Source organism: Rhodococcus sp. NPDC003383, assembly GCF_053589115.1.
In genome coordinates, this window is sequence record NZ_JBSFRG010000054.1 from 1 (window position 1) to 19,474 (window position 19,474).

Consider the following 19,474-nt stretch of genomic DNA (forward strand, 5'->3'; position numbering starts at 1 on the left):
ATCCCCCGTCCGATACAACCGCCCACCCGCAGTGAACGGATCGGCGACGAACCGCGACGCGGTCAACCCCATCCGCGCGTGATAGCCCCGCGCCAGCTGCACCCCACCGAGATACAACTCACCCACCACACCGACCGGCACCGGACGCAACCAGCCGTCCAACACCACCACCGACGTATTGGCCACCGGCAACCCGATCGGCACCGACGCGCGGTCGTCGTCGGCGGGTCCGTAGGCGTGGTACGTGACGTCGACCGCGGCCTCGGTGGGGCCGTAGAGGTTGTGCACCCGGTCACCGACGAGTTCGGCTGCCGTGTGGGCGGTCGCTGCCGGCAGCGCCTCACCCGAGCAGAAGATGCGGCGGACGGTCGCGAGGCGGTCCGGGGACGGCGCGGATTCGACGAACGCGGCCAGCATGGACGGCACGAAGTGCAACGTGGTGATCCGTTCCGCGGCGATCACGTCGGTGAGGTACTGGGGGTCGCGGTGGCCGTCGGGCCGGGCCATCACGAGGGTGGCGCCGGTGATCAACGGCCAGAAGAACTCCCACACCGACACGTCGAAGCTCGAGGGGGTCTTCTGAAGGATCCGGTCGTCGGCGGTGAGCGGGTAGGTGTCCTGCATCCACACCAGGCGGTTCACGATCGCCTCGTGGGTGACGACGACGCCCTTGGGCCGGCCGGTGGACCCGGACGTGTAGATCAGGTACGCGGCATCGCGGACGGTGAGCGACCGGTCGGCGTGCGCCGCGTCGGTGCGGGTCTCCGCAGTGGTGTCGGCCGCGGTGTCCGCGGCGATGACGGGCACGGTCAGGTCCGCGAGGAGATCGGCTCGGTCGGCGGCGGTGGCGTCGGTGACGACCGCGGCGGGTTCGGCGTCGTCGAGGATGTAGGCGATCCGGTCCGCCGGGTAGGCGGTGTCGACGGGGACGTACGCGGCGCCGGTGCGCAGGATTGCGCACAACACCAGCGGCAGCCGCTCGGAGCGGGCGAGGAGCACCGCGACCCGATCCCCCACCCGGACGCCGTGTTCGCGCAAGCGATTCGCGAATCGCTCGACGGCCGTGTCGAATTCGCGGTAGGTCAGCGTGCGGTCCTCGAACCGCACGGCAGGGGCGTCGGGCGTGCGGCGTGCCTGCCGGACGAGCAGGTCGTCGAGGGTGGCGGGTTCGAGTTCGCGGACGGCTCCGGCGCCGAGTTCGGCGATCGTGGCGAAATCGGTGTCCAGGAGCATCGCGGTGCGCGCGACGGGCGTGCCGTCGGCGGAGAGCGCCGCCTCGACGAAGCGGGCCAGTCGCAGTGCGACGAGTTCCAGGTCCCTTTCGCTGTAACGGTCGGCGTCGGCGTCGAACTGCAGCTCGACGGCGCCGGCGGCGGTCTGGCGCACGGTCAGGGACAGATCGCGCACCGGTCCGCGCGCGAGCGAATGCACCTGGGCATCGAGGCCGTGGAAGCGCAGCTCGTCGCCGAACGGTTTGATGTTGAGCCACGGTCCGGACACGGCGGCACCGGATTCGGTACGAACGTCACGGGCGATCCGCTCTCCGCGGTACCGCCCGTGGGCACCGGCTGCACGGATCGCGGCGATCCCGGCGGCGGTCACGGACTCCGCAGTGGCATCGGCGGCGACCGGGATGCGCAGCGGCACGACGTTGACCGCCATCGTCGGGACCGTCATCGCGGCGGAGCCGAAGCGGTTCATCAGCGGGAACTCGAGCACGACCTCGCCGCTCCCGGTCCAACCGGCGACGAACGCCGCGGTGAGCGCGGCCAGTGCGTCGCCCCACGTTCCGCGGGCGGTGCGGCCGAGCGCGGACAGCGCGGTGGTCGACTCGGGGTCGAGCACGTGGGCGTGGGAGCGCACGCGCGCCGCGAATCCGGCCGCGGCATTGCCGGTGGACAGGGTCACGGCATCGGGGGCGCCGGCGAGGGTCTGCGTCCAGAATGCGCGGTCCTGCTCGGATTTCTCCGACGTCTCGTACTGCTCGTACTCCGCGACGACCGCGTCGACCGTCCCGAACCACGAGTCGGGGGCGGCCTCGCCGCGCACGGCGGCCGAGTATCGCTCGGCGGCGCGGCGTCCGAGAAGACCCAGACCGAATGCGTCGAGGACGATGTGGTGCGCGGTGAGCACCACGATCGCGTGATCGTCGGCGAGCAGGAGGATCCGGGCCGCGACGCAGGGGTCGGTTGCCGGGTCTATGGCCTGCCGGACCCCGAGGCGTTCCCGGGCCGCTGCTTCCGGGTCGGGCAGAGCGCTGAGGTCCTCGATGGGGACCGCGGTGATGTCGTGGGCGCCGATCCACTGGACGACCCGCCCGTCCTCTTCACCGAAACGAGCCGAGAGGCCGTCGGCCTCACCGAGGGTCGCGGAAACGGCGTCGACGAGTGCCGTCGAGTCGAGGATGCCGCGGAGTTCCCAGGCGTGCGAGACGACGTAGACCGCGGGTTCCTCGACCGCCTGCTGTCCGAACCACACACCGGCTTGAGCACCGGTGACGGGGATGGCGCGAACGACGGCAGTCGACATCATGAATGAAACTCCCAGGACAGCGCCCTCGGAGGCTCCTCCGAGGTCGAGCGGACACGGCAAGTTCGGCTCGGGTCACACACCCACCCGAGTCGACAGTTAGCTGAGCCTACCTTCAGTTAGGTAATCCTGAAATGCCCTCCCCTCCGCGCGTTGCCGACCGGCACGCGGAGGGAGAAGCCTTACTGGACAAAGCCCTAGAGAAAGAAGAGTTCGGCACGCCGGTGACCGCTACGGGGAGCCCTCGTCACCTGTGCCGTCCCCGCCCGGTTCCCGCATCCACCGCCGCCGGTGCTCGCGCAGCTCGGTTTCGCGGCGGGCACGGTAGTGCGCCAACGCCGCCGACAGCAGGTCACCGAGGTGATGGCGGTGATTGACCCGCGGTCTCTGCTCGGGATCGATGTGCGGTGGCGGGATCCATTCGGTACGCCCCGGGTGCTCGGAGTCGGCCGACGCGACGCGTGTTTGCCAGCCGCCGGGCCCGTCGTGCACCAGCGCGTGGCACGCGTCGCAGGCGAGATCCTCGTTGGTGATGTCGGTGGCTCCACCGTCCCGCCATTCGGTGATGTGATGGACGGCGGTGAGTGTCGCGGGGGCGTCGCAGCCGGGGCGGGTGCAGCCGCCGGAGGCGGCGATCAACGCGAGGCGCTGATCGGCCGACGCCAAGCGTTTGGCGCGGCCGAGGTGCAGGGGCCGGCCGTGGTGATCGAAGACCGCCAGCACCGGATGGGCGTTCTCGGCCATCCGCAACGCGTCCCGGATCGGCACCAACCCACCCGACGCGGTGGTCACGACCCCGGCTACTTCCTCGAGTTGCTTCACGCTCATGGTCAGGATCGCGGTCACCGGCAATCCTCGGTGACTACCCAACACACCCGACGACAACATCTGCCGCAGGGCGACTTTCAACGCGTCGTGGTTGCGCTGCACCGCCGTGCGAGTGTCGCGGGCCGCGGCCTTCGCGAGCGCATCGCGGTCGAGGGTCTCGGATTCGACATCACCGGAAGGTGATTCGGGATCGTCCGGGTTGTTCATGCCGGGTCGGGCGAGTTTCGCCAGCACCGGTTCGAGCAGCGCCCGGGTTTCGGGATCGATGAGCCCGGAGATCGGGGTCATGAGATCGACGCCCTGCTTGCCGATCCGCAGACCACGGCGCCGCTTGCGTTCCTTCTCGTCCGGAACGTCCCCGTCCGGATTCAGATACGCGAGCAGATGCGCGCCGAGTTTCACCAAGTCGTCGGGCGTGACCGAGCAGGCCGCGTCCGCGAGGATCTGCTCGGCGACGGTGATCTCGTCGAACCCGACCCCGTGCGGCACCTTCCGCATCACCTTCGCGACCGCGGCGACATGATCCGGCCCGATCGCGCCAGAGCGCGCCGCGGCAGCGGTGGCGGGCAGGTCCGGGTCCAGGTCCTCGCCGTCGAGGGAATGCCAGGTGCCGACCTTCTTCGCGCCTTTGACCCGCCGGGCCGCGTCCGCGGCGGAGATCCGCAGGGTTCCGACCAGGAAGTCGTTGATCGAGCGGCACCCGAGCTCCTCCGGGACCCGTCGTTCGACGGTCTCGACAATCATTCGATGGCCGACGGCAGTGGCCTTGCGCAGGACGGTTTCGATGCGCTGGAAGAACTCGACCAGATCGTTGTTCGACAAGCCGGTGAGGTCGTCCTCGAGCAGACCGTCCACCGCGGCGTCGAGCGCGGCAAGCCGCGCCCCGACCTCGCCCCCTCGCACCCCCATCGAAAGCATGTTCGAATCGTAGCGAAGGGGTCCGACAGAAAGCACTGAACGAGTCGACCGCCGGAATTCCGTCTAAGGTGACTGCACATGGAGCCATCCGAGGTGCCCGCGGTCCAGGCAACCTACCGCCTGCAATTGCGGGGCGACGGGCTGCGATTCGACGACGCCGCAGCGCTCGTCGACTACCTCGCCGAACTCGGGATCAGCCACCTCTACCTGTCCCCCGTACTCACCGCAACGGTCGGATCGACCCACGGCTACGACGTCACCGACCCGGCCACGGTCTCCGATGCGCTCGGCGGCCTAGCCGGGCTCGAAGCACTCGCCGCTCGCGCCCGCTCCCGCGGCATGGGCCTGGTGATCGACATCGTGCCTAACCACGTCGGCGTCGCCGACGCCCGCCAGAACCGCTGGTGGTGGGATCTGCTCCAGCACGGGCAGCAGTCCCGGTACGCCCGGCACTTCGACGTCGACCGGGAATCCGATGGTGCCGACGGGAAGATCGCGCTGCCCGCACTGGGCTCCGGCGACGGCCCCGACGACCTGACGGTGGATCGCACCGGGCCGGAACCCATGCTCGCCTACTACGACAAGCGGTTTCCCGTCGCACCCGGCACCGACACCGGAACCGCCGCCGAAGTACACGAGCGGCAGGCGTACCGGTTGGTGCCGTGGGACTCGGGACTCGTCGGCTATCGGCGGTTCTTCACGATCGACGATCTCGCGGCGGTGCGCGTCGAGGATCCCGTCGTGTTCGACGATGCGCACGTACAGGTCGCCGAGTGGGTGGCGGACGGACTTGTCGACGGAATCCGGGTCGACCACCCGGACGGTCTCGCGGACCCGACCGGATATCTCGTCCGGTTGCGAGCGCTGCTCGGGCCGGACCGCTGGCTGGTGATCGAGAAGATCCTCGGCGCCGACGAACCGCTCGATCCGACGCTGCCGGTGGACGGCACCACCGGGTACGACGCATTGAACGAGCTCGCAGCCGTATTCGTCGATCCGCGAGGCGAATCGGCTCTGACCGAACTGTCCCGCAGGTGTACCGGCACGGCCGAGGACGCGGCATGGTTCCACGAGCAGGAGGTGCAGTCGAAACGCGCCGTCCTGACCGAGGGACTGGCACCGGAGGTTCGCCGGCTCGTGCGTGCGGTGCGGCGCGACGGAGGCACGGCCGGTGTCGACTCGGATGCGCTGCGTGAGGCGGTGGTCGCGGTCGCGGCGGCGCTGCCGGTGTATCGGGCGGATTATGCGCCGCTCGCCGGCATGCTGCCGCGGATCGTCGGCGAGGTCGCGGGTGCTCGCCCCGAACTCGAGGCAGCGCTGCAACTGCTCGTCCGGGCGTTGTCCACCGGAGGGGAAGCGGTGGCCCGGTTCGGCCAGGTGTGCGGCGCCGCGACCGCGAAGGCGGTGGAGGACCGACTGTTCTACCGTGCCTCCCGGCTGATCTCGTTGCAGGAGGTCGGTGGGCAGCCGGGAGGGTTCGCGATGCCGGTCTCGCAGTTCCATCTGGCGTGGCAGGAGCGGGCACGGCGGTGGCCGCAGGCGATGACCGCCCTGTCGACACACGACACCAAACGCAGCGAGGACGTCCGCGCCCGCATCTCGGTGCTCTCCCAGGTCGCAACGCAGTGGGCCGCTCACCTGGCCGAGTGGAACGGTCTCGCACCGAGTCCCGACCCCGCCTTCGGATCCTTCCTGTGGCAGACCCTGTTCGGAGTGTGGCCCGAGGACGGGGTGGTCACCACCGAGCTACGCGGACGGGTCCACGAGTACGCGCGAAAGGCACTGCGGGAAAACGGGACACGAACGACGTGGACGCAGGTCGACGACGGGTTCGAGGCTGCGGTCGCGGGCTGGATCGACGCCGTGATCGACGGTCCGGTACACGACGCGATGACCTCGTTCGTCGACTCGGTCTCCCGGCACGTCGCGGCGGTGTCGCTCGGCCAGAAGTTGCTGCAACTGCTCGGACCGGGGATTCCCGACGTGTACCAGGGCACCGAACTGTGGGACGACTCGCTCGTCGATCCCGACAACCGGCGCCCGGTGGACTTCGACGCCCGCCGCCGACTGCTCGCCCACCCCGAGGCGGCGCCGCCGAAGTTCCGGGTCGTGCGCGAGGCGCTGCACCTGCGCCGGGCGCGGCCGTCGAGTTTCGTCGGCGGCGCGTACGTGCCGCTGGTCGCGGCGGGTCCCGCCGCCGGCCATGTCCTGGCATTCGGACGCGGACCGGCCGCCGACGACCTCGACGTCGTCGCGGTGGCCACGCTCCACACCGTGGCACTCGGCGACATCGGCTGGGAGGAAACGGTTCTCGATCTTCCGTCGGGAAGCTGGACGGATCGGCTCACCGGCCGGGCCTTCACCGGCTCGGTACGCCTGAGCGAGATCCTCGGCACCCTGCCGGTCGCGGCCATCGCCCGCGACGACGGGTGAACATCGCCCGCGACGGGACGGACCGAAGGTGTCCTCTCGCGGACGATCGTCCGTACTGTCGAACCTTCGTTACGAGCGCCTCGCGGGAGTGCTAGGTTTCACACATGACCGCGGAGGGGGCCGCTGTGTCCACACGTACCGTCGCTCGTCAGTGCACCCTGTGTGAGGCGCACTGCGGAATACGCGTCACCGTCGACCACGACAGGGTCACCCGCATCGAGGGCGATCCCGATGACGTGCTCTCGCACGGCTACATCTGCCCGAAGGCCACCGCGCTCGCGGGTCTGCACCACGACCCGGACCGGCTCCGGCGCCCGATGCGACGCGTCGGCGACGGCTTCGAGGAGATCGGCTGGAACGAGGCGTTCGCGCTGGCCGGCGAACGGTTGCGCGCCGTCCGGCGACGGCACGGTCGCGACGCGATCGCGATGTACCTGGGCAACCCGGCCGCACACAGCTCGTCGGCCGTCTACGGCATCGCGCTGCGTATCGCCCTCCTCACCCGCAAGTTCTACTCGGCATCCTCGATCGATCAGTTCCCGCAGGAGTTCGCGGCGTGGAAGATGTTCGGCTCGAACGTGCTGATGCCGATCGCGGACGTCGACCGCACCGACCGGCTGCTGATCCTCGGGGCCAATCCCGCGGTGTCCAACGGCTCGATCACCACGATGCCCGACGCCCGCGGCCGCATCGCCGCGATCCGGCGCCGCGGTGGATCCGTGGTCGTCGTCGACCCGCGGCGCACCGAGACGGCGCGGCTGGCGGACGAGCACGTCGCGGTGCGTCCGGGCGGCGATCCCTACCTGCTGCTCGGCATGCTGCACACGATCCTCGCCGACGGCACCGGCCCGGCATCCGGCACCGTGCCGCTGACCGGCATCGAGGACCTCGCCGAGCTGGTCGCACCCTGCACGCCCGAGGCGATGGCGCCCCGCGCCGGGGTGGACGCGGACACCATCCGGCGCCTGGCCCGCGACCACGCCGCGGCCCGGTCCGCGATCGTGTACGCCCGCATCGGTGTCTGCCATCAGGTCACCGGCACCCTCACCCACTGGCTGGTGAACACGCTCAACGCCGTGACCGGAAATCTCGACCGGCCGGGCGGCCAGATGTTCGCGACGCCACCGATCGACGCGGCCCGTCTCGTGCGGCGACTCGGTTCGGGATACGGCCTGTGGAGCAGCCGCACCGGCGAGCACAAGTCGTTCCGGACGGAACTGCCCGTGGTGGGCCTGGCCGACGAGATACTCGGCGACGGCCCGGGTTCCGCCGGCCCCGTCCGCGCGCTGGTCACCTACGCCGGAAACCCGGTGCTGTCCACCCCGCAGGGAGGCCGTCTCGACGAGGCCCTCGAGGGTCTCGACTTCTTCGTCGCGGTCGACATGTACCTCACCGAGACGTCCCGGCACGCCGACCTGATCCTTCCGCCGGTGTCCCACCTCGAACGCGAGGAATTCGACTTCCTGTTCCCGGTCTTCTCCGTCCGCAACAACGCACGGTTCAACGCCCGGGTGTTCGAGCCGGCGGCGGACGCGCTCGAGGACTGGCAGATCCTGTCGCGCCTGACCCTCGAGGTGCTTCCGCTTCCGCTGCGGTCGCGGCTGACTCGTCCTCTCCGCGCCCTGCTCGATCGAGTCAGCCCACTGCGGCTGGGTGCGCTCGGTGTCCTGACCGGCCCGCACGGTGTGCTGCGCCACGGGCGTCGGGGGTTGACGCTCGGGAAGATCCGGCGCTCCCCCGGAGGAGTCGACCTCGGGCCGCTGCAACCGCGGCTGCGGTCGCTGCTGGCCACCCGGGACCGCCGCGTGCACGTGGCGCCGCCGGAGTTCGTCGACGAAACACGCCGCCTGCTCGCCGAGACCGAGAAGCCGTCGCAGGAAACGGAATTCGACCTACGCCTGATCGGACGCCGCCACCTGCGATCGAACAACTCGTGGCTGCACAACATTCCGACGATGGTCAAGGGCCGCGACCGGTGCACGGTCCTGATGCATCCCGACGACGCCGCGTCCCGGTCGCTCGTCCACGGCCAGCCGGTGACCGTGCGCTCCCGGATCGGCAGCATCGTGGTGCCCGTCGAGGTCAGCGACGAGATCCGGGCCGGTACCGTCGCGATTCCGCACGGCTGGGGTCACGATGAGAAGGGTGTCGGCTGGTCCACGGCCGCCGCCCACCCCGGCGCCAACGTCAACCTGCTGCACGATCCGGCGGTCACCGACACCTTCACCGGCAACGCCGCCGTCAACGCGACGATGGTGAACGTGGCCGCGACGACCACCGCGGGCACCGCCGTCAGACCGTCCGATTGACCGTGCGGATGCCGACCCACAACCCGACCGCGCAGGTCGCGAACGCGGCGGCGAAACCCCACGCGACCTCGCTGTCCCACAGCGTGCCGGTGAACAACGCACGCTCGGCGTCGACGATGTAGGTCAGCGGGTTCACCTTGGCCGCCGCCTGCATCCACGCGGGACCCGAGTCGAGCGGCAGCATCATGCCGGCGAGCAGCAGCAGGGGGAAGATCACGGACTGCTGGACGCCCCAGAACAGCCACTCCCGGCCCTTCGCGGCCAGGCCCAGCGCGTAGGACAGCGCACCGAGACCGATCCCGAAGATGCCCAGGATCAACAGGCCCACGAGCACCTGGATCGGATAGAAGGCCAGGCCGAACGGGATCGCGGCGACCGTGATGAGCAACGCCTGCCCGACGAGCGGTGCGAACTCCTTCAGTGCGCGGCCGACGAGGATGGACGAGCGGTCCAGTGGTGTTGCGAGGATGCGTTCGTAGGCACCGGTCATCAACTCGTACAGCAGGTTGCCGCCGACCATGCCGGTGCCGAAGATCGCGATCATCACGAGCACACCGGGCAGGAACCACTGCAGCGCCGTATCCCCACCGATGCCACCGGCGCCGAGCATGCCATCCAGCAGCGGACCGAACAACGCGAGGAACACCAGCGGTTGCAGCAGCGAGAAGATCAGCGTGAACGGATCGTGCAGTACGACGAGGATCTCGCGCGTGAACACCGCCCCGGTGTCGTGGAGCCACTTGCGTAACCGCGAGCGATCTTCGAGGGCATAGGATTCGGCCGCGGTCCGGTCGATCACGTAGGTCATGCCGCCTCCTCGCGCAGGGACCTGCCGGTCAGATTGAGGAACACGTCGTCGAGCGACGCGGGTTTCACGTCGGTCGAGGTGACGGACACGCCCGCGGCGTCCAGGGCTCGCATCAGCGGCGGAACCAGTTCGGGGCCGTTGCGTGTGCTGAGTGCGAGCCGCACCGCGCCCGTGCCGGTCACCGATTCGGTCACGGAGACGACGGCGGACGGCAGCACCGACCGTGCGGTCGCCGGGCTCTGCCCCGCGGCCAGTTCGACGGTGACGACATCGTCGGCGTAGTCCCGTTCGAGCACCTCGGGTGCGGCGTCTGTAATGACGGTGCCGTGGTCGATCAGCACGATCCGCTCGGCCATCGCGTCGGCCTCGTCGAGGTAGTGAGTGGTGAGCAGCAGCGTCATACCGTTCTCCTCACGCAATCGCAGGACGTGCTCCCACAGATTCGCGCGGGCGTGCGGGTCGAGGCCGGTGGTGGGCTCGTCCAGGAACAGCAGGCGCGGATGGTTCATCAGGCCCATCGCGACGTCGAGCCGGCGGCGCTGTCCGCCCGAGAGGGATTGCACGGTGCGCTTCTCCAGACCGGTCAGTTCCAGCGCTTCGAGCAGGTCCGCGGCACGTCGTTTCGCGACGTCGCCGGGGACGGAATAGAACCGCGCCTGGTTCCGCAGTTCGTCGCCGACCCGGTACGAGTAGCCCCCGGCGTTGCCCTGTCCGACGTATCCGATGCGGGCCCGCACTGCGGCCGGCTCGCGCACGACGTCGCGGCCGGCGACCTCGGCGGTGCCGGAGGTCGGCGTCAGCACAGAGGTGAGCATCCTGATGGTGGTGGACTTTCCGGCGCCGTTGGGGCCGAGGATCGCCACGAGTTCCCCTTGGGCGACATCGAGGTCGATGCCTTTGACCGCCTCGACGGTCTCTTTCCTGCGGCGAAAGGTCTTGGTCAGTCCCCTCGCCCGAATCGCGTTTCCCGTACGGTGTACCGATTCAGTCACAGATTTGACGGTACGCTGTACGAAAAGCACGCGCAACGGCATCTTCCGAGGAGTTCGAGTGGTCGAGATCGATCCGGCCGACAACACCACACCCCCGGCGGGCGACAAGCGATTCGCACCCTTGTGGGAACCGCCGGCAGCTCCGACGCGTGGCCGGCCCGCGCGCGTGAACCGCACGCAGATCGTCGACGCCGCGGTCGCGATCGCCGACGAGCGCGGACTCGACGCGGTGTCGATGCGCTCGGTCGCGCGGGCGCTCGGCGTCGGCACGATGACCCTCTATTCGCATGTGCCGTCCCGGGACCATCTGATCGATGCCATGATCGACCGCGCCTACGCCGACCTCGCACTGCCCGACCCGGAACTGCCGTGGCGCACCGCGCTCGAAACCTATGCGCGCGGGTACTTTTCGCTGCTGCGGACCCATTCCTGGCTCCTCACCGTGAACACCTGGCGAATGCCGTTGGCACCCCACGTCTTCGACGCGGACGAGGCCGCCTTCCGGATCCTCGTCGACACCGGTCTGACCGCGAACCAGGTCGTGGAGACGATCGGCATCGTGCGCCAGGCCGTGTCCGGGTTCGCGCGCGCCGCCGCTGCGGAGATCGCCGACGAACGCGACCAGGGCACCGACTACGAGGCGTACTGGTCCGCGCAGACCGACTTCTGGGAGAACACCTTCGACCCGGCCCGCTACCCGACGATGACGCGGTTGTGGACGATGGGGGCGTTCGACGACGCCGCCACTCCGTTCGAACTGCGCATCGGCGGGCTGCTCGACACCATCGAGCTGCTCATCGAGCGGGCCGGTGGCTCCGGCAGCGCTGTCCCGTCGTTCGACGAGTGCGTGCGCATGTCCGGACCCGACCCTGCCGGGTGTGCGGACGTCGACACAGCCGACGCTTGAGCCCCGAGCTTCCGCACTCCCCCGCCGGCCTACGCAGACGTCAGCGCAGCCGGAGCAGACTCATCGCCATCGCCGTCCCGGATCCCCCGAGTTCGCTGGTGTACCGGCGGATCACGTCGATGTCGTCCGCGTGGGTCACCCTCGGCGACCCTGCGACGACACGCGCCTCCGCGATGCGCCGGGCCAGTTCCGTGCGCTGCTGCACGGCGGCGACAATGCCGGCGTCGAGCCGGTCCATCTCGTCGTAGAGCCGGTCGACCTCGAGTTCGGCGAGGGTGGGTCTGATGATCGCAGTCACGTCGTTTTCTCCTTCTGGTGATGGGTACGGGTTTCGGTCCGACCGGGTGGTCAGCACAGGGCGCGGCGGTACCGGCGTGCGAGCGGGATCGCGCATCCGCCGATCAGGACGACCGACCACGCGAGTATCCGGACCAGCGGTTCGGCGACGGGACCACCGAGCGAGAACGCCTGCATGGTCTCGACCGCCGCGGTCATCGGCTGGTTCTCCACCAACGGTCGGATCCAGCCGGGATAGGCGGTCACCGGAACGAAACCCGGGTTGAAGAACAGCAACAGCGTGCACAGGAGCGAAACAGCCTCGACCACACCGGTATTCGACCAGGTCAGACCGATGGTGGTGACGAGGACCGCGAAGCCGACGCCGAAGATCACCGGTACAGCCACGAATCCGAGCGCGGCGAGAGCCCCGGCGTGGAACCGGAATCCGAGTGCTGTCCCGACGGCCAGGATCACCGTGGTGGTCGCGGCGATCCGCACCGCCTCCGCAACCGAGCGCGACAACAACGCCGACGCCCGGTGGACCGGCAGTGTCCACAGCCGTCCCGGCAGGCCCGCCTCGCATTCACGACGGAGGTTGATCGTTCCGGCGAGCGAACCGAGCAACGCGCTCATCACCGCGACCATGGGTACCGTGCCGTACAGCGCGTCGTGACCGGCGAAGGCCGTGACCTGCCGGCCCAGCACGACGTCGAGCATCACCAGCATCGCGACCGGATAGGCGAGGGTCTGGACCACGGTCATGGGGTCCCGGCGCCAGCGGGTGAGCAGTCGGCGCGACTGCAACCAGGTGTGCGGCAGCAGCATCCGGATCGAGTTCTCCGCCGCGGGAACGATTGTCGTCACAGGAATCCCCTGAGTCGTGGGGGTGCCGGTCGTCGTGGTCATGCTCGCCTCCCGGTGACGCGCACCGCCATCCATCCGACGATCCCGAGCAGGGCGCACAGCCACAGCAGCGTCGGAACCAGCAGGTGGGCGTCGAAATTGCCGTCGGCCAGTGCGCGCAGCGTGATCGTGAACTGGGAGACCGGCTGATTGCGCACGATCGGCTGGGCCCACTGCGGAAACTGTTCGAGGGGAAGGAATCCGCACGAGAACATGCCGAGGACAAGTTGTGGAACGGCCAGCGCGCGAGTGGTGGCCTCCGGGCTGCGTGAGAGTGTGCCCAGGACGTCGGCGGCGAGTGTGAGGATCACCCCGATCGCCAGTGCTGCCGTGCAGAACGCCACCGCGGCGGTGGGTCCGGCATCGAAACGGAAGCCGATCACGTGGCCGCACACCACGGCAACGGCGACCGCGAGCACGCAGCGCACGGTGCTCGCCGAGACCCGTGCGGTGACCGGGACGACCGCGGGTATCGGCATCGCCGCGAACCGCCGGTCGACGCCGCGCACCGCGTCGGTGGCCGCGACGAACGCGGCGGTGATCGCCGTGAACGACACCGCCTGCAGGGCGATCAGCGGCATGAGGAACCGCCCGTATTCGACGGTGCCGCCGGAGAACCGCGTGATCACCGCGTGCAGCGGGACGTAGAAGCCGAGGGTGAACACGATCGGCGCGATCAGCGCGGTCAACATCGATCCGCCGCGCAGCGCCGATCCCAGCCCACGGGCCGTGAGCACCCACCACTGGCGGATCGGTGTGCTTTCGGGGGCGAGGCTGGTCATGCCGCGACCTCCAGCGGTGCCGTTTCGCTTCCGGTAAGGGTGAGGAACACCTCGTCGAGCGACGGGCGGCGCAGCGCGATGTCCGCGATCTCGATGCCCCGCGCCGCGACCGCAGCGGCGACCCGGGCGAGGGTGCCGGCCCCGTCGGGGGCGGGCACCGCGACCCGGTCGGCTCCGATCTCGACCGCTCCGTAGGTGAGGGTGCGGACAACGTCTGCAATCGCGGTGACGTCGCCGGGGCGCAGCGGCACCACCTCGCAGAAACTGCCGCCGACGCGGTCCTTGAGTCGGACGGCGGTGTCGTCGGCGACGACGACACCCCGATCCACGACGACGATGCGGTCGGCGAGCAGGTCCGCTTCCTCGAGGTATTGCGTGGTCAGCAGCGTCGTGATGCCCTGCGCCTTGAATCCGGCGACCAGGTCCCACACGCGTTGCCGGCTGCGCGGGTCGAGCCCGGTGGTGGGTTCGTCGAGAAACACCACCTGGGGTGGGACGACGAGGCCGCAGGCGATGTCGATGCGGCGGCGCATGCCGCCGGAGTACCGGCCGACGGGGCGGTCCGCGGCGTCATCCAGGTCGAATTCCGCGATCAGTTCCCGGGCGCGGGCGCGGGCGGCGCGTCGTCGCATGCCGAGGAGCCGCGCGAACAGCACGAGGTTCTCGAATCCGGTGAGCGAGTCGTCGAGCGCGGCGTACTGGCCGGTGAGCATGATCGATCGCCGGACTCCGGCCGCGTCGGTGACCACATCGTGCCCGGCGACGACGGCCCGCCCGGAATCCGGGCGCAGGAGTGTCGCGAGGATGTTCACCACGGTGGTCTTGCCGGCCCCGTTCGGTCCGAGGACCCCGAGCACCTCACCGGGGGCCGCGGCGAAGCTCACTCCGCGCAATGCCTCGACCGGGCCGAAGCTCTTGGTGACATCTTCGACGAGCAGCGACTGTGTACGGTCCGGCACGGGGTCCTCCTGGCTGACGGCGGAAAGGCGTGATGTCCACGCTCTCCCGGCCGCGTCCTCCGCGATACCCACCCCAGAGGTGGTCCGCCACCACCTCGGCGACCTCCCTTCCCGGCAGCTGCTACTGCCGTCCTTCGAGCGGATCCTTCCGCCAGAGCAGGGCGTGCAGGCATTCGACGGCCTCTTCGGGGTCGGCGACGGCCAGCACGCCGGGGCCGGGCATCTGCCAGCCCCCGATCGACACGACGGGAACACCGGTCCGGACCGCCAGCGCGATCTCGCTCATGGTGCCCCAGCTTCCTCCGACCGCGATCAACGCGTCGCTGCTGCGCACGAGCAGGGCGTTGCGCATCTCCCCCATCCCGGTGGGTATCGACACCGTCAGGTAGGGGTTGCCGTCGAGCCGTTCGTCACCGGGCAACAGACCGATCGTGGTGCCGCCGGCCTCGATCGCGCCGCGGGACGCCGCCGCCATCACCCCGCCCAATCCGCCGGTCACGACCACTGCGCGCCGCCCGGCCAGCAATCCGCCGACGCGACGGGCGACGCGGCGCTGCTCCGGGGTGGCGTCGCCGGGTCCGACGACGCCGACATACCGCTGCTCGTGCATTTTTCGATTGTCCACCAACCCAAGGTGTTGTGGAGTCCACTCCGGGGTTGCGGACTTCCACCGCCGGGATCGGTCGTGGTCACCGCGGTGCCGGGCGCACCCTGATCGCCATGACCACCATTCGCAGTGCCCGGCTCGTCCGGCGCGTCACGGTACTTGCGGACGACGGGGTGCCGCTGGCCGTCCGGGAGGTCGGAGCCGCCATCGCGCCGCTGACGGTCCTGTTCGTACACGGTCACTGCAATCACACGGAAAGCTGGTCGCCGCTGCGGGATTCGCTTCTGCGGCTGACGGGCTCGTCGGTGCGGATGGTGTTCTTCGACCACCGCGGGCACGGCCGCTCCGGTGGCGCTCCCGCCGAGACGTACACCGTCGAGCAGCTGGGCCGGGATCTCGGGGCGGTGCTGAACGCGGTGGCGTCCGGCCCGGTCGTGCTGGTCGGGCATTCGATGGGCGGCATGGCGATCCTGTCGTACGCGCGGCAGCATCCGCACGAGATCGGCCGCCGGGTGGCGGGGATCGGCCTGATCGCGACGGCAGCGGGCGATCTGCACCGGTCCGGTCTCGGGCGGTACCTGCACAGCCCGGCGGTCGAGCTGTTCCACCGGGCGGTGACGCGGGCGCCGCGCATCATGCAGCGAACGATCCGGTTCGGGGGACGCGTCGGCGCGTTGCTGGTGCCGCCGGCGGACCGTCCGGGCTCGGAGGGTCGCTGGGCTGCGTTGCTGAAGGTCCTGCACAGCGATACGTCGGTGGTGACGATGGCCGGGTTCCTGCGGTCGTTCGCGGCCCTCGACGAGTCGGCGGCCCTGACGGTGCTCGCGGCGGTACCGGCACTGGTGCTGTGCGGTTCCGCCGACGAGTGGACCCCGTTCGAGTTGTCGTCCGGGCTGGCATCGCGGCTGCCGCTCGCGGAGCTGGTGCGTGTCGACGGGGCCGGGCACTCGGTGATCGGCGAGCGGGCCGACGAGGTCGCGCAGGCGCTGGCGGGCCTGCTGCGGAGGGTCGCCTGAGCAGGCCGGCCGGGAGTCGTCTCAGAGATCCCGCTCGGTGATGACGCCGCTGTGCAGGGCCAGCTCGGCGAGCCGCACCCGCTTGAGGTTCTGCGGCAGATCCTCGACACCGAATTTGGTGAACAACGCGCGCAGGTGGGTCTTGACGGCGTCGACGCTCAGGTAGAGCTCCGCGGCGATCGCCTGATTCGAGGCGGGGGTGGCGAACGCGGCGCCGTGCTTGTACGGGCGGCACAGGGCGACCAGCACATTGCGCTGGGTTTCGGTGACGGAGCGGACCGTCGGCAACTCCGAGGCGACCCGGGTCGCCTCGTCCGGCCCGACCCCGATCTCCTGGAATGTCAACCGGATAGAGCCGATGCGGATGCTGTCGCCTTCCCGCAGTCGCCGTCGCCCGGTGATGCGCTCACCGTTGACGAACGTTCCGTTGCGCGACAATCCGTCGTCGACGATCGTCCAGTGCGTCCCGAGCCATTCGACGACCGCATGCAGCCGCGACACCTCCTCGTCGCCGGTGAACGGCACATCCGAGTCCGGTGACCGGCCGATCGTGACACGCGGTGTCGCGGGCGACAGTTCGAAACGATGTTGCCGGCCCTGCTTGTCGATGTAGCTCAGTCGTGACTCGATACCGACGCTCACTGCGACCTCCCGGAGACGGAATCCATCGTGCCCGTCACCGATTGACTCGGCAAGGGCCGCGATAATGGGTGTCGTGAACCGTCGACGTACCCGAGTCCCTGCCGCTGATTCCCCGTGCCCGTGTGGTCGCGGAGTGCCGTTCGGGGAGTGCTGTGGCCCGTTGCTCGACGGCGCGGCCGCACCGACCGCCGAGCGGCTGATGCGGTCCCGGTACACGGCGTTCGCGGTCGGGAACGCCGAGTATCTCGAGCGCACGTGGCATCCGAGCGCCCGTCCGACCCGGCTCGAGCTGGATCCGGATCAGCGGTGGACGGGACTCGAAGTGCTGCGCACGACCGGCGGTGGTTTCCTGCACACCGAGGGCACCGTCGAGTTCCGCGCCCACTACACGTACAACGGCATCGAGGACACCCTGCACGAGCACAGCCGATTCGTGCGGGAGGACGGCCGCTGGTTGTATCTCGACGCCCTGTCCTGATCCGGCATCCCCGAGGAGGATCGACGTGTCGTTCACCGAGGAAGAGATCGCCTATCTGCAGTCACAGCCGCTGGCACGCCTCGCGACCGTCGGCCCGGACGGTCAACCCGATGTCGTGCCCGTCGCATTCGAACTCGACGGCACGTACCTGTGGATCGGCGGCGTCGGCGAGGCGGTCCGGACCACCCGCAAGTTCCGCAACATCCTGGCCGGCAACGACAAGGTCGCGATCGTCGTCGACGATCTCGTCTCGTTCGAGCCGTTCGTCGCGCGATCGATCCGGATCTACGGCCGCGCCGAACCACCGATCGAACGGGTCGGCATGGTCGGGCCGGGCGTCTACTCCCGGATCACGCCGACGATCTCGTGGAGCTGGAACCTGTCCGGCGAACCCGCCGGGAGCGAGTGGTACGACCCGAGTTAGGACATTACCGACGGGTAGATAGATGCTCGGCTTCGTGACCTGCATGTTCGCCAGTCCTGTCGGGTGGATCGGGGTACTAATCAGGTAGCGTCCCGGCCGTGACATACGTGCGGAAGGGGCGGACCGCATCGGGAGCGGTCGCGGTTCAGGTCGCCCGCAAGAACCGCGGCCGGGTCGAGATCATCGAACACGTCGGGTCGGCGCACACCGATGCCGAACTCGGTGTGCTGCTCGCCCGAGCCCGCCGCATCGCCGACGGCGAGCAGGGCGTACTCGACCTCGAGGTCTCCACCCGCATCGCCCGGGTCGACGAGGTCGCCGACTGGCGCCCCGAACCCGAGCGCCCGGCCGCCGCGACGGTGGCGCCGGCCGGACGCACACTCGGCACGAGTTCGCGGTTGCTCTACGACGTGCTCGCCGCCGTCTACGACCGACTCGGATTCGACGAGGTGGGCGACACCGTGTTCCGAGATCTGGTCATCGCCCGGATCGTCGAACCCACCTCGAAAGCCGACTCCGCACGAGTCCTCGACGATCTCGGTGCAGATACAGTCTCGTACAAAACAATCCAACGACATCTCGCCACGGCGGTCACTCGCGACTACCGCAGCATCGTCGCGACGCGATGCTTCGCCCGTGCCGTCACCAGCGGGGACTTGTCCCTGATTTTGTACGACGTGACGACCTTGTACTTCGAAGCGGAGAAGGAAGATGACCTGCGCAAAGTCGGGTACTCGAAGGAGCGTCGCGTCGATCCACAGATCGTGGTCGGTCTGCTCGTCGATCGCACCGGATTCCCCTTGGAAATTGGATTTTTCGAAGGCAACACCGCCGAGACCACCACCATCGTGCCGATCGTGCGCCAGTTCCAGCAGCGGCACGGTCTGGACGACACCGCGATGGTCGTCGCCGCCGATGCCGGCATGCTGTCGGCATCGAACCTGAAGGATCTCGACGAGGCCGGACTGAAGTTCATCGTCGGCTCCCGTGTCACCAAGGCACCCGGCGATCTCGCCGCGCATTTTCACTGGCACGGCGACCTGTTCACCGACGGGCAGATCATCGACACCATTACCCCACGTCACGGACGCAGCACCGTCAACAACGTGCGTACCAGGGCCGAGCCTGTGTGGGATCCGGCGACGCATCCGAACGGGTGGCGAGCAGTCTGGCAGTACTCACGCAAACGTGCGGTGCGCGATGCCCAGACTCTCAACCTGCAGGAAGCTCGTGCCCGCGCTGTCATCGACGGCACCAAGCCCGCGAAAGCGACCCGCTTCGTCACCGTCACCACGAAGGGCCGGCGCCTGGACACTGCGAGTATTGAACGGGCCCGTTCCCTCATCGGTTTGAAGGGGTATGTTTCGAATCTTCCTGTCTCTGTGATGGATTCACGTGACATCATCGCGAAATATCATGATCTGTGGCATGTGGAGCAGTCGTTTCGGATGTCGAAAACCGATCTGCGAGCTCGACCGATGTTCCATCGCACCCGCGATGCGATCGAGGCACACCTGACCATCGTGTTCGCCGCGCTGGCCGTCGCCCGTGAAGTCCAGGACCGCACCGGCCTGGCGATCGGCAATGTCGTCAAGCAGCTACGGCCCCTGCGGACCTCCACGATCGTCATCAACGGGGCCACCGAGTCGTTCCCGCCGCA

17 protein-coding genes are annotated in these 19,474 nt (G+C 69.2%); 7 read left to right on the forward strand and 10 right to left on the reverse strand.

Annotated elements, in window-relative coordinates:
- Both ACWDTS_RS27710 and ACWDTS_RS27715 read right to left on the reverse strand, forming a co-directional pair.
- A partial coding sequence (locus ACWDTS_RS27710; RefSeq protein WP_450119430.1) for an amino acid adenylation domain-containing protein occupies window positions 1–2,532 on the reverse strand: 2,532 nt, incomplete at its 3' end.
- Window positions 2,533–2,760: 228 nt separating this feature from the next.
- The gene (locus ACWDTS_RS27715; RefSeq protein WP_450119431.1) at window positions 2,761–4,275 is read right to left on the reverse strand and encodes a DUF222 domain-containing protein; all 1,515 of its coding nucleotides are present in this window, start codon (window positions 4,273–4,275) and stop codon (window positions 2,761–2,763) included.
- A 78-nt stretch (window positions 4,276–4,353) separates the two neighbouring features.
- Between ACWDTS_RS27715 and treY the strand changes: the two genes are divergently transcribed.
- Together treY and ACWDTS_RS27725 are read left to right on the forward strand one after the other, a co-directional pair.
- Window positions 4,354–6,708 (forward strand): malto-oligosyltrehalose synthase, encoded by a 2,355-nt coding sequence (treY, locus tag ACWDTS_RS27720; RefSeq protein WP_450111401.1) that lies wholly within the window; start codon window positions 4,354–4,356, stop codon window positions 6,706–6,708.
- A 125-nt stretch (window positions 6,709–6,833) separates the two neighbouring features.
- Entirely contained in the window at window positions 6,834–9,017 is a 2,184-nt protein-coding gene (locus ACWDTS_RS27725; RefSeq protein ID WP_450111402.1) for a molybdopterin-dependent oxidoreductase, read from the forward strand.
- Here ACWDTS_RS27725 and ACWDTS_RS27730 read toward each other — a convergent pair.
- Window positions 9,001–9,825: an ABC transporter permease gene (locus ACWDTS_RS27730; RefSeq protein ID WP_450119432.1), complete on the reverse strand. Its 825-nt coding sequence runs from the start codon at window positions 9,823–9,825 to the stop codon at window positions 9,001–9,003. The genes ACWDTS_RS27725 and ACWDTS_RS27730 overlap by 17 nt on opposite strands.
- Window positions 9,822–10,817 carry an ABC transporter ATP-binding protein gene (locus ACWDTS_RS27735; RefSeq protein ID WP_450119433.1) on the reverse strand — a complete coding sequence of 332 codons (996 nt, stop codon included), beginning with the start codon at window positions 10,815–10,817 and terminating at the stop codon, window positions 9,822–9,824. Before ACWDTS_RS27735 ends, ACWDTS_RS27730 begins: the two co-directional genes overlap by 4 nt.
- Before the next feature lie 58 nt (window positions 10,818–10,875).
- On the opposite strand from ACWDTS_RS27735, the gene ACWDTS_RS27740 reads away from it, so the two are divergent.
- Window positions 10,876–11,724, forward strand: a complete 849-nt coding sequence (locus ACWDTS_RS27740; RefSeq protein WP_450111404.1) for a TetR/AcrR family transcriptional regulator — start codon at window positions 10,876–10,878, stop codon at window positions 11,722–11,724.
- Between the two features lie 40 nt (window positions 11,725–11,764).
- On the opposite strand, the gene ACWDTS_RS27745 is transcribed toward ACWDTS_RS27740, so the two are convergent.
- The 5 genes from ACWDTS_RS27745 to ACWDTS_RS27765 all read right to left on the reverse strand — a co-directional run bounded on the left by ACWDTS_RS27745 (window position 11,765) and on the right by ACWDTS_RS27765 (window position 15,257).
- The gene (locus ACWDTS_RS27745) at window positions 11,765–12,022 is read right to left on the reverse strand and encodes a chorismate mutase (protein ID WP_197253199.1); all 258 of its coding nucleotides are present in this window, start codon (window positions 12,020–12,022) and stop codon (window positions 11,765–11,767) included.
- Between the two features lie 50 nt (window positions 12,023–12,072).
- Window positions 12,073–12,909 carry an ABC transporter permease gene (locus tag ACWDTS_RS27750; RefSeq protein WP_450111405.1) on the reverse strand — a complete coding sequence of 279 codons (837 nt, stop codon included), beginning with the start codon at window positions 12,907–12,909 and terminating at the stop codon, window positions 12,073–12,075.
- Entirely contained in the window at window positions 12,906–13,688 is a 783-nt protein-coding gene (locus ACWDTS_RS27755) for an ABC transporter permease (RefSeq protein ID WP_450111406.1), read from the reverse strand. Before ACWDTS_RS27755 ends, ACWDTS_RS27750 begins: the two co-directional genes overlap by 4 nt.
- The gene (locus ACWDTS_RS27760; protein ID WP_450111407.1) at window positions 13,685–14,647 is read right to left on the reverse strand and encodes an ATP-binding cassette domain-containing protein; all 963 of its coding nucleotides are present in this window, start codon (window positions 14,645–14,647) and stop codon (window positions 13,685–13,687) included. The genes ACWDTS_RS27755 and ACWDTS_RS27760 overlap by 4 nt, the downstream gene beginning before the upstream one ends.
- Before the next feature lie 121 nt (window positions 14,648–14,768).
- On the reverse strand, window positions 14,769–15,257 hold the full coding sequence (locus ACWDTS_RS27765; RefSeq protein ID WP_248673661.1) for a TIGR00725 family protein: 489 nt from the start codon (window positions 15,255–15,257) through the stop codon (window positions 14,769–14,771).
- Window positions 15,258–15,367: 110 nt separating this feature from the next.
- Here ACWDTS_RS27765 and ACWDTS_RS27770 point away from each other — a divergent pair, with 110 nt between their 5' ends.
- Complete coding sequence (locus ACWDTS_RS27770; protein WP_450111408.1) at window positions 15,368–16,270, forward strand: alpha/beta fold hydrolase; 903 nt, start codon at window positions 15,368–15,370, stop codon at window positions 16,268–16,270.
- A gap of 21 nt (window positions 16,271–16,291) precedes the next feature.
- Here the strand turns inward: ACWDTS_RS27770 and ACWDTS_RS27775 are convergent, their stop codons facing one another.
- The gene (locus ACWDTS_RS27775; RefSeq protein WP_420751468.1) at window positions 16,292–16,912 is read right to left on the reverse strand and encodes an FHA domain-containing protein; all 621 of its coding nucleotides are present in this window, start codon (window positions 16,910–16,912) and stop codon (window positions 16,292–16,294) included.
- 64 nt (window positions 16,913–16,976) lie between these two features.
- On the opposite strand from ACWDTS_RS27775, the gene ACWDTS_RS27780 reads away from it, so the two are divergent.
- The 3 genes from ACWDTS_RS27780 to ACWDTS_RS27790 form a co-directional block, all read left to right on the forward strand.
- On the forward strand, window positions 16,977–17,390 hold the full coding sequence (locus ACWDTS_RS27780) for a YchJ family protein (protein WP_450111409.1): 414 nt from the start codon (window positions 16,977–16,979) through the stop codon (window positions 17,388–17,390).
- A 25-nt stretch (window positions 17,391–17,415) separates the two neighbouring features.
- Window positions 17,416–17,814, forward strand: a complete 399-nt coding sequence (locus ACWDTS_RS27785) for a PPOX class F420-dependent oxidoreductase (protein ID WP_450119434.1) — start codon at window positions 17,416–17,418, stop codon at window positions 17,812–17,814.
- 98 nt (window positions 17,815–17,912) lie between these two features.
- On the forward strand, window positions 17,913–19,474 hold a 1,562-nt coding region (locus ACWDTS_RS27790; protein ID WP_450119435.1), incomplete at its 3' end, for an IS1634 family transposase.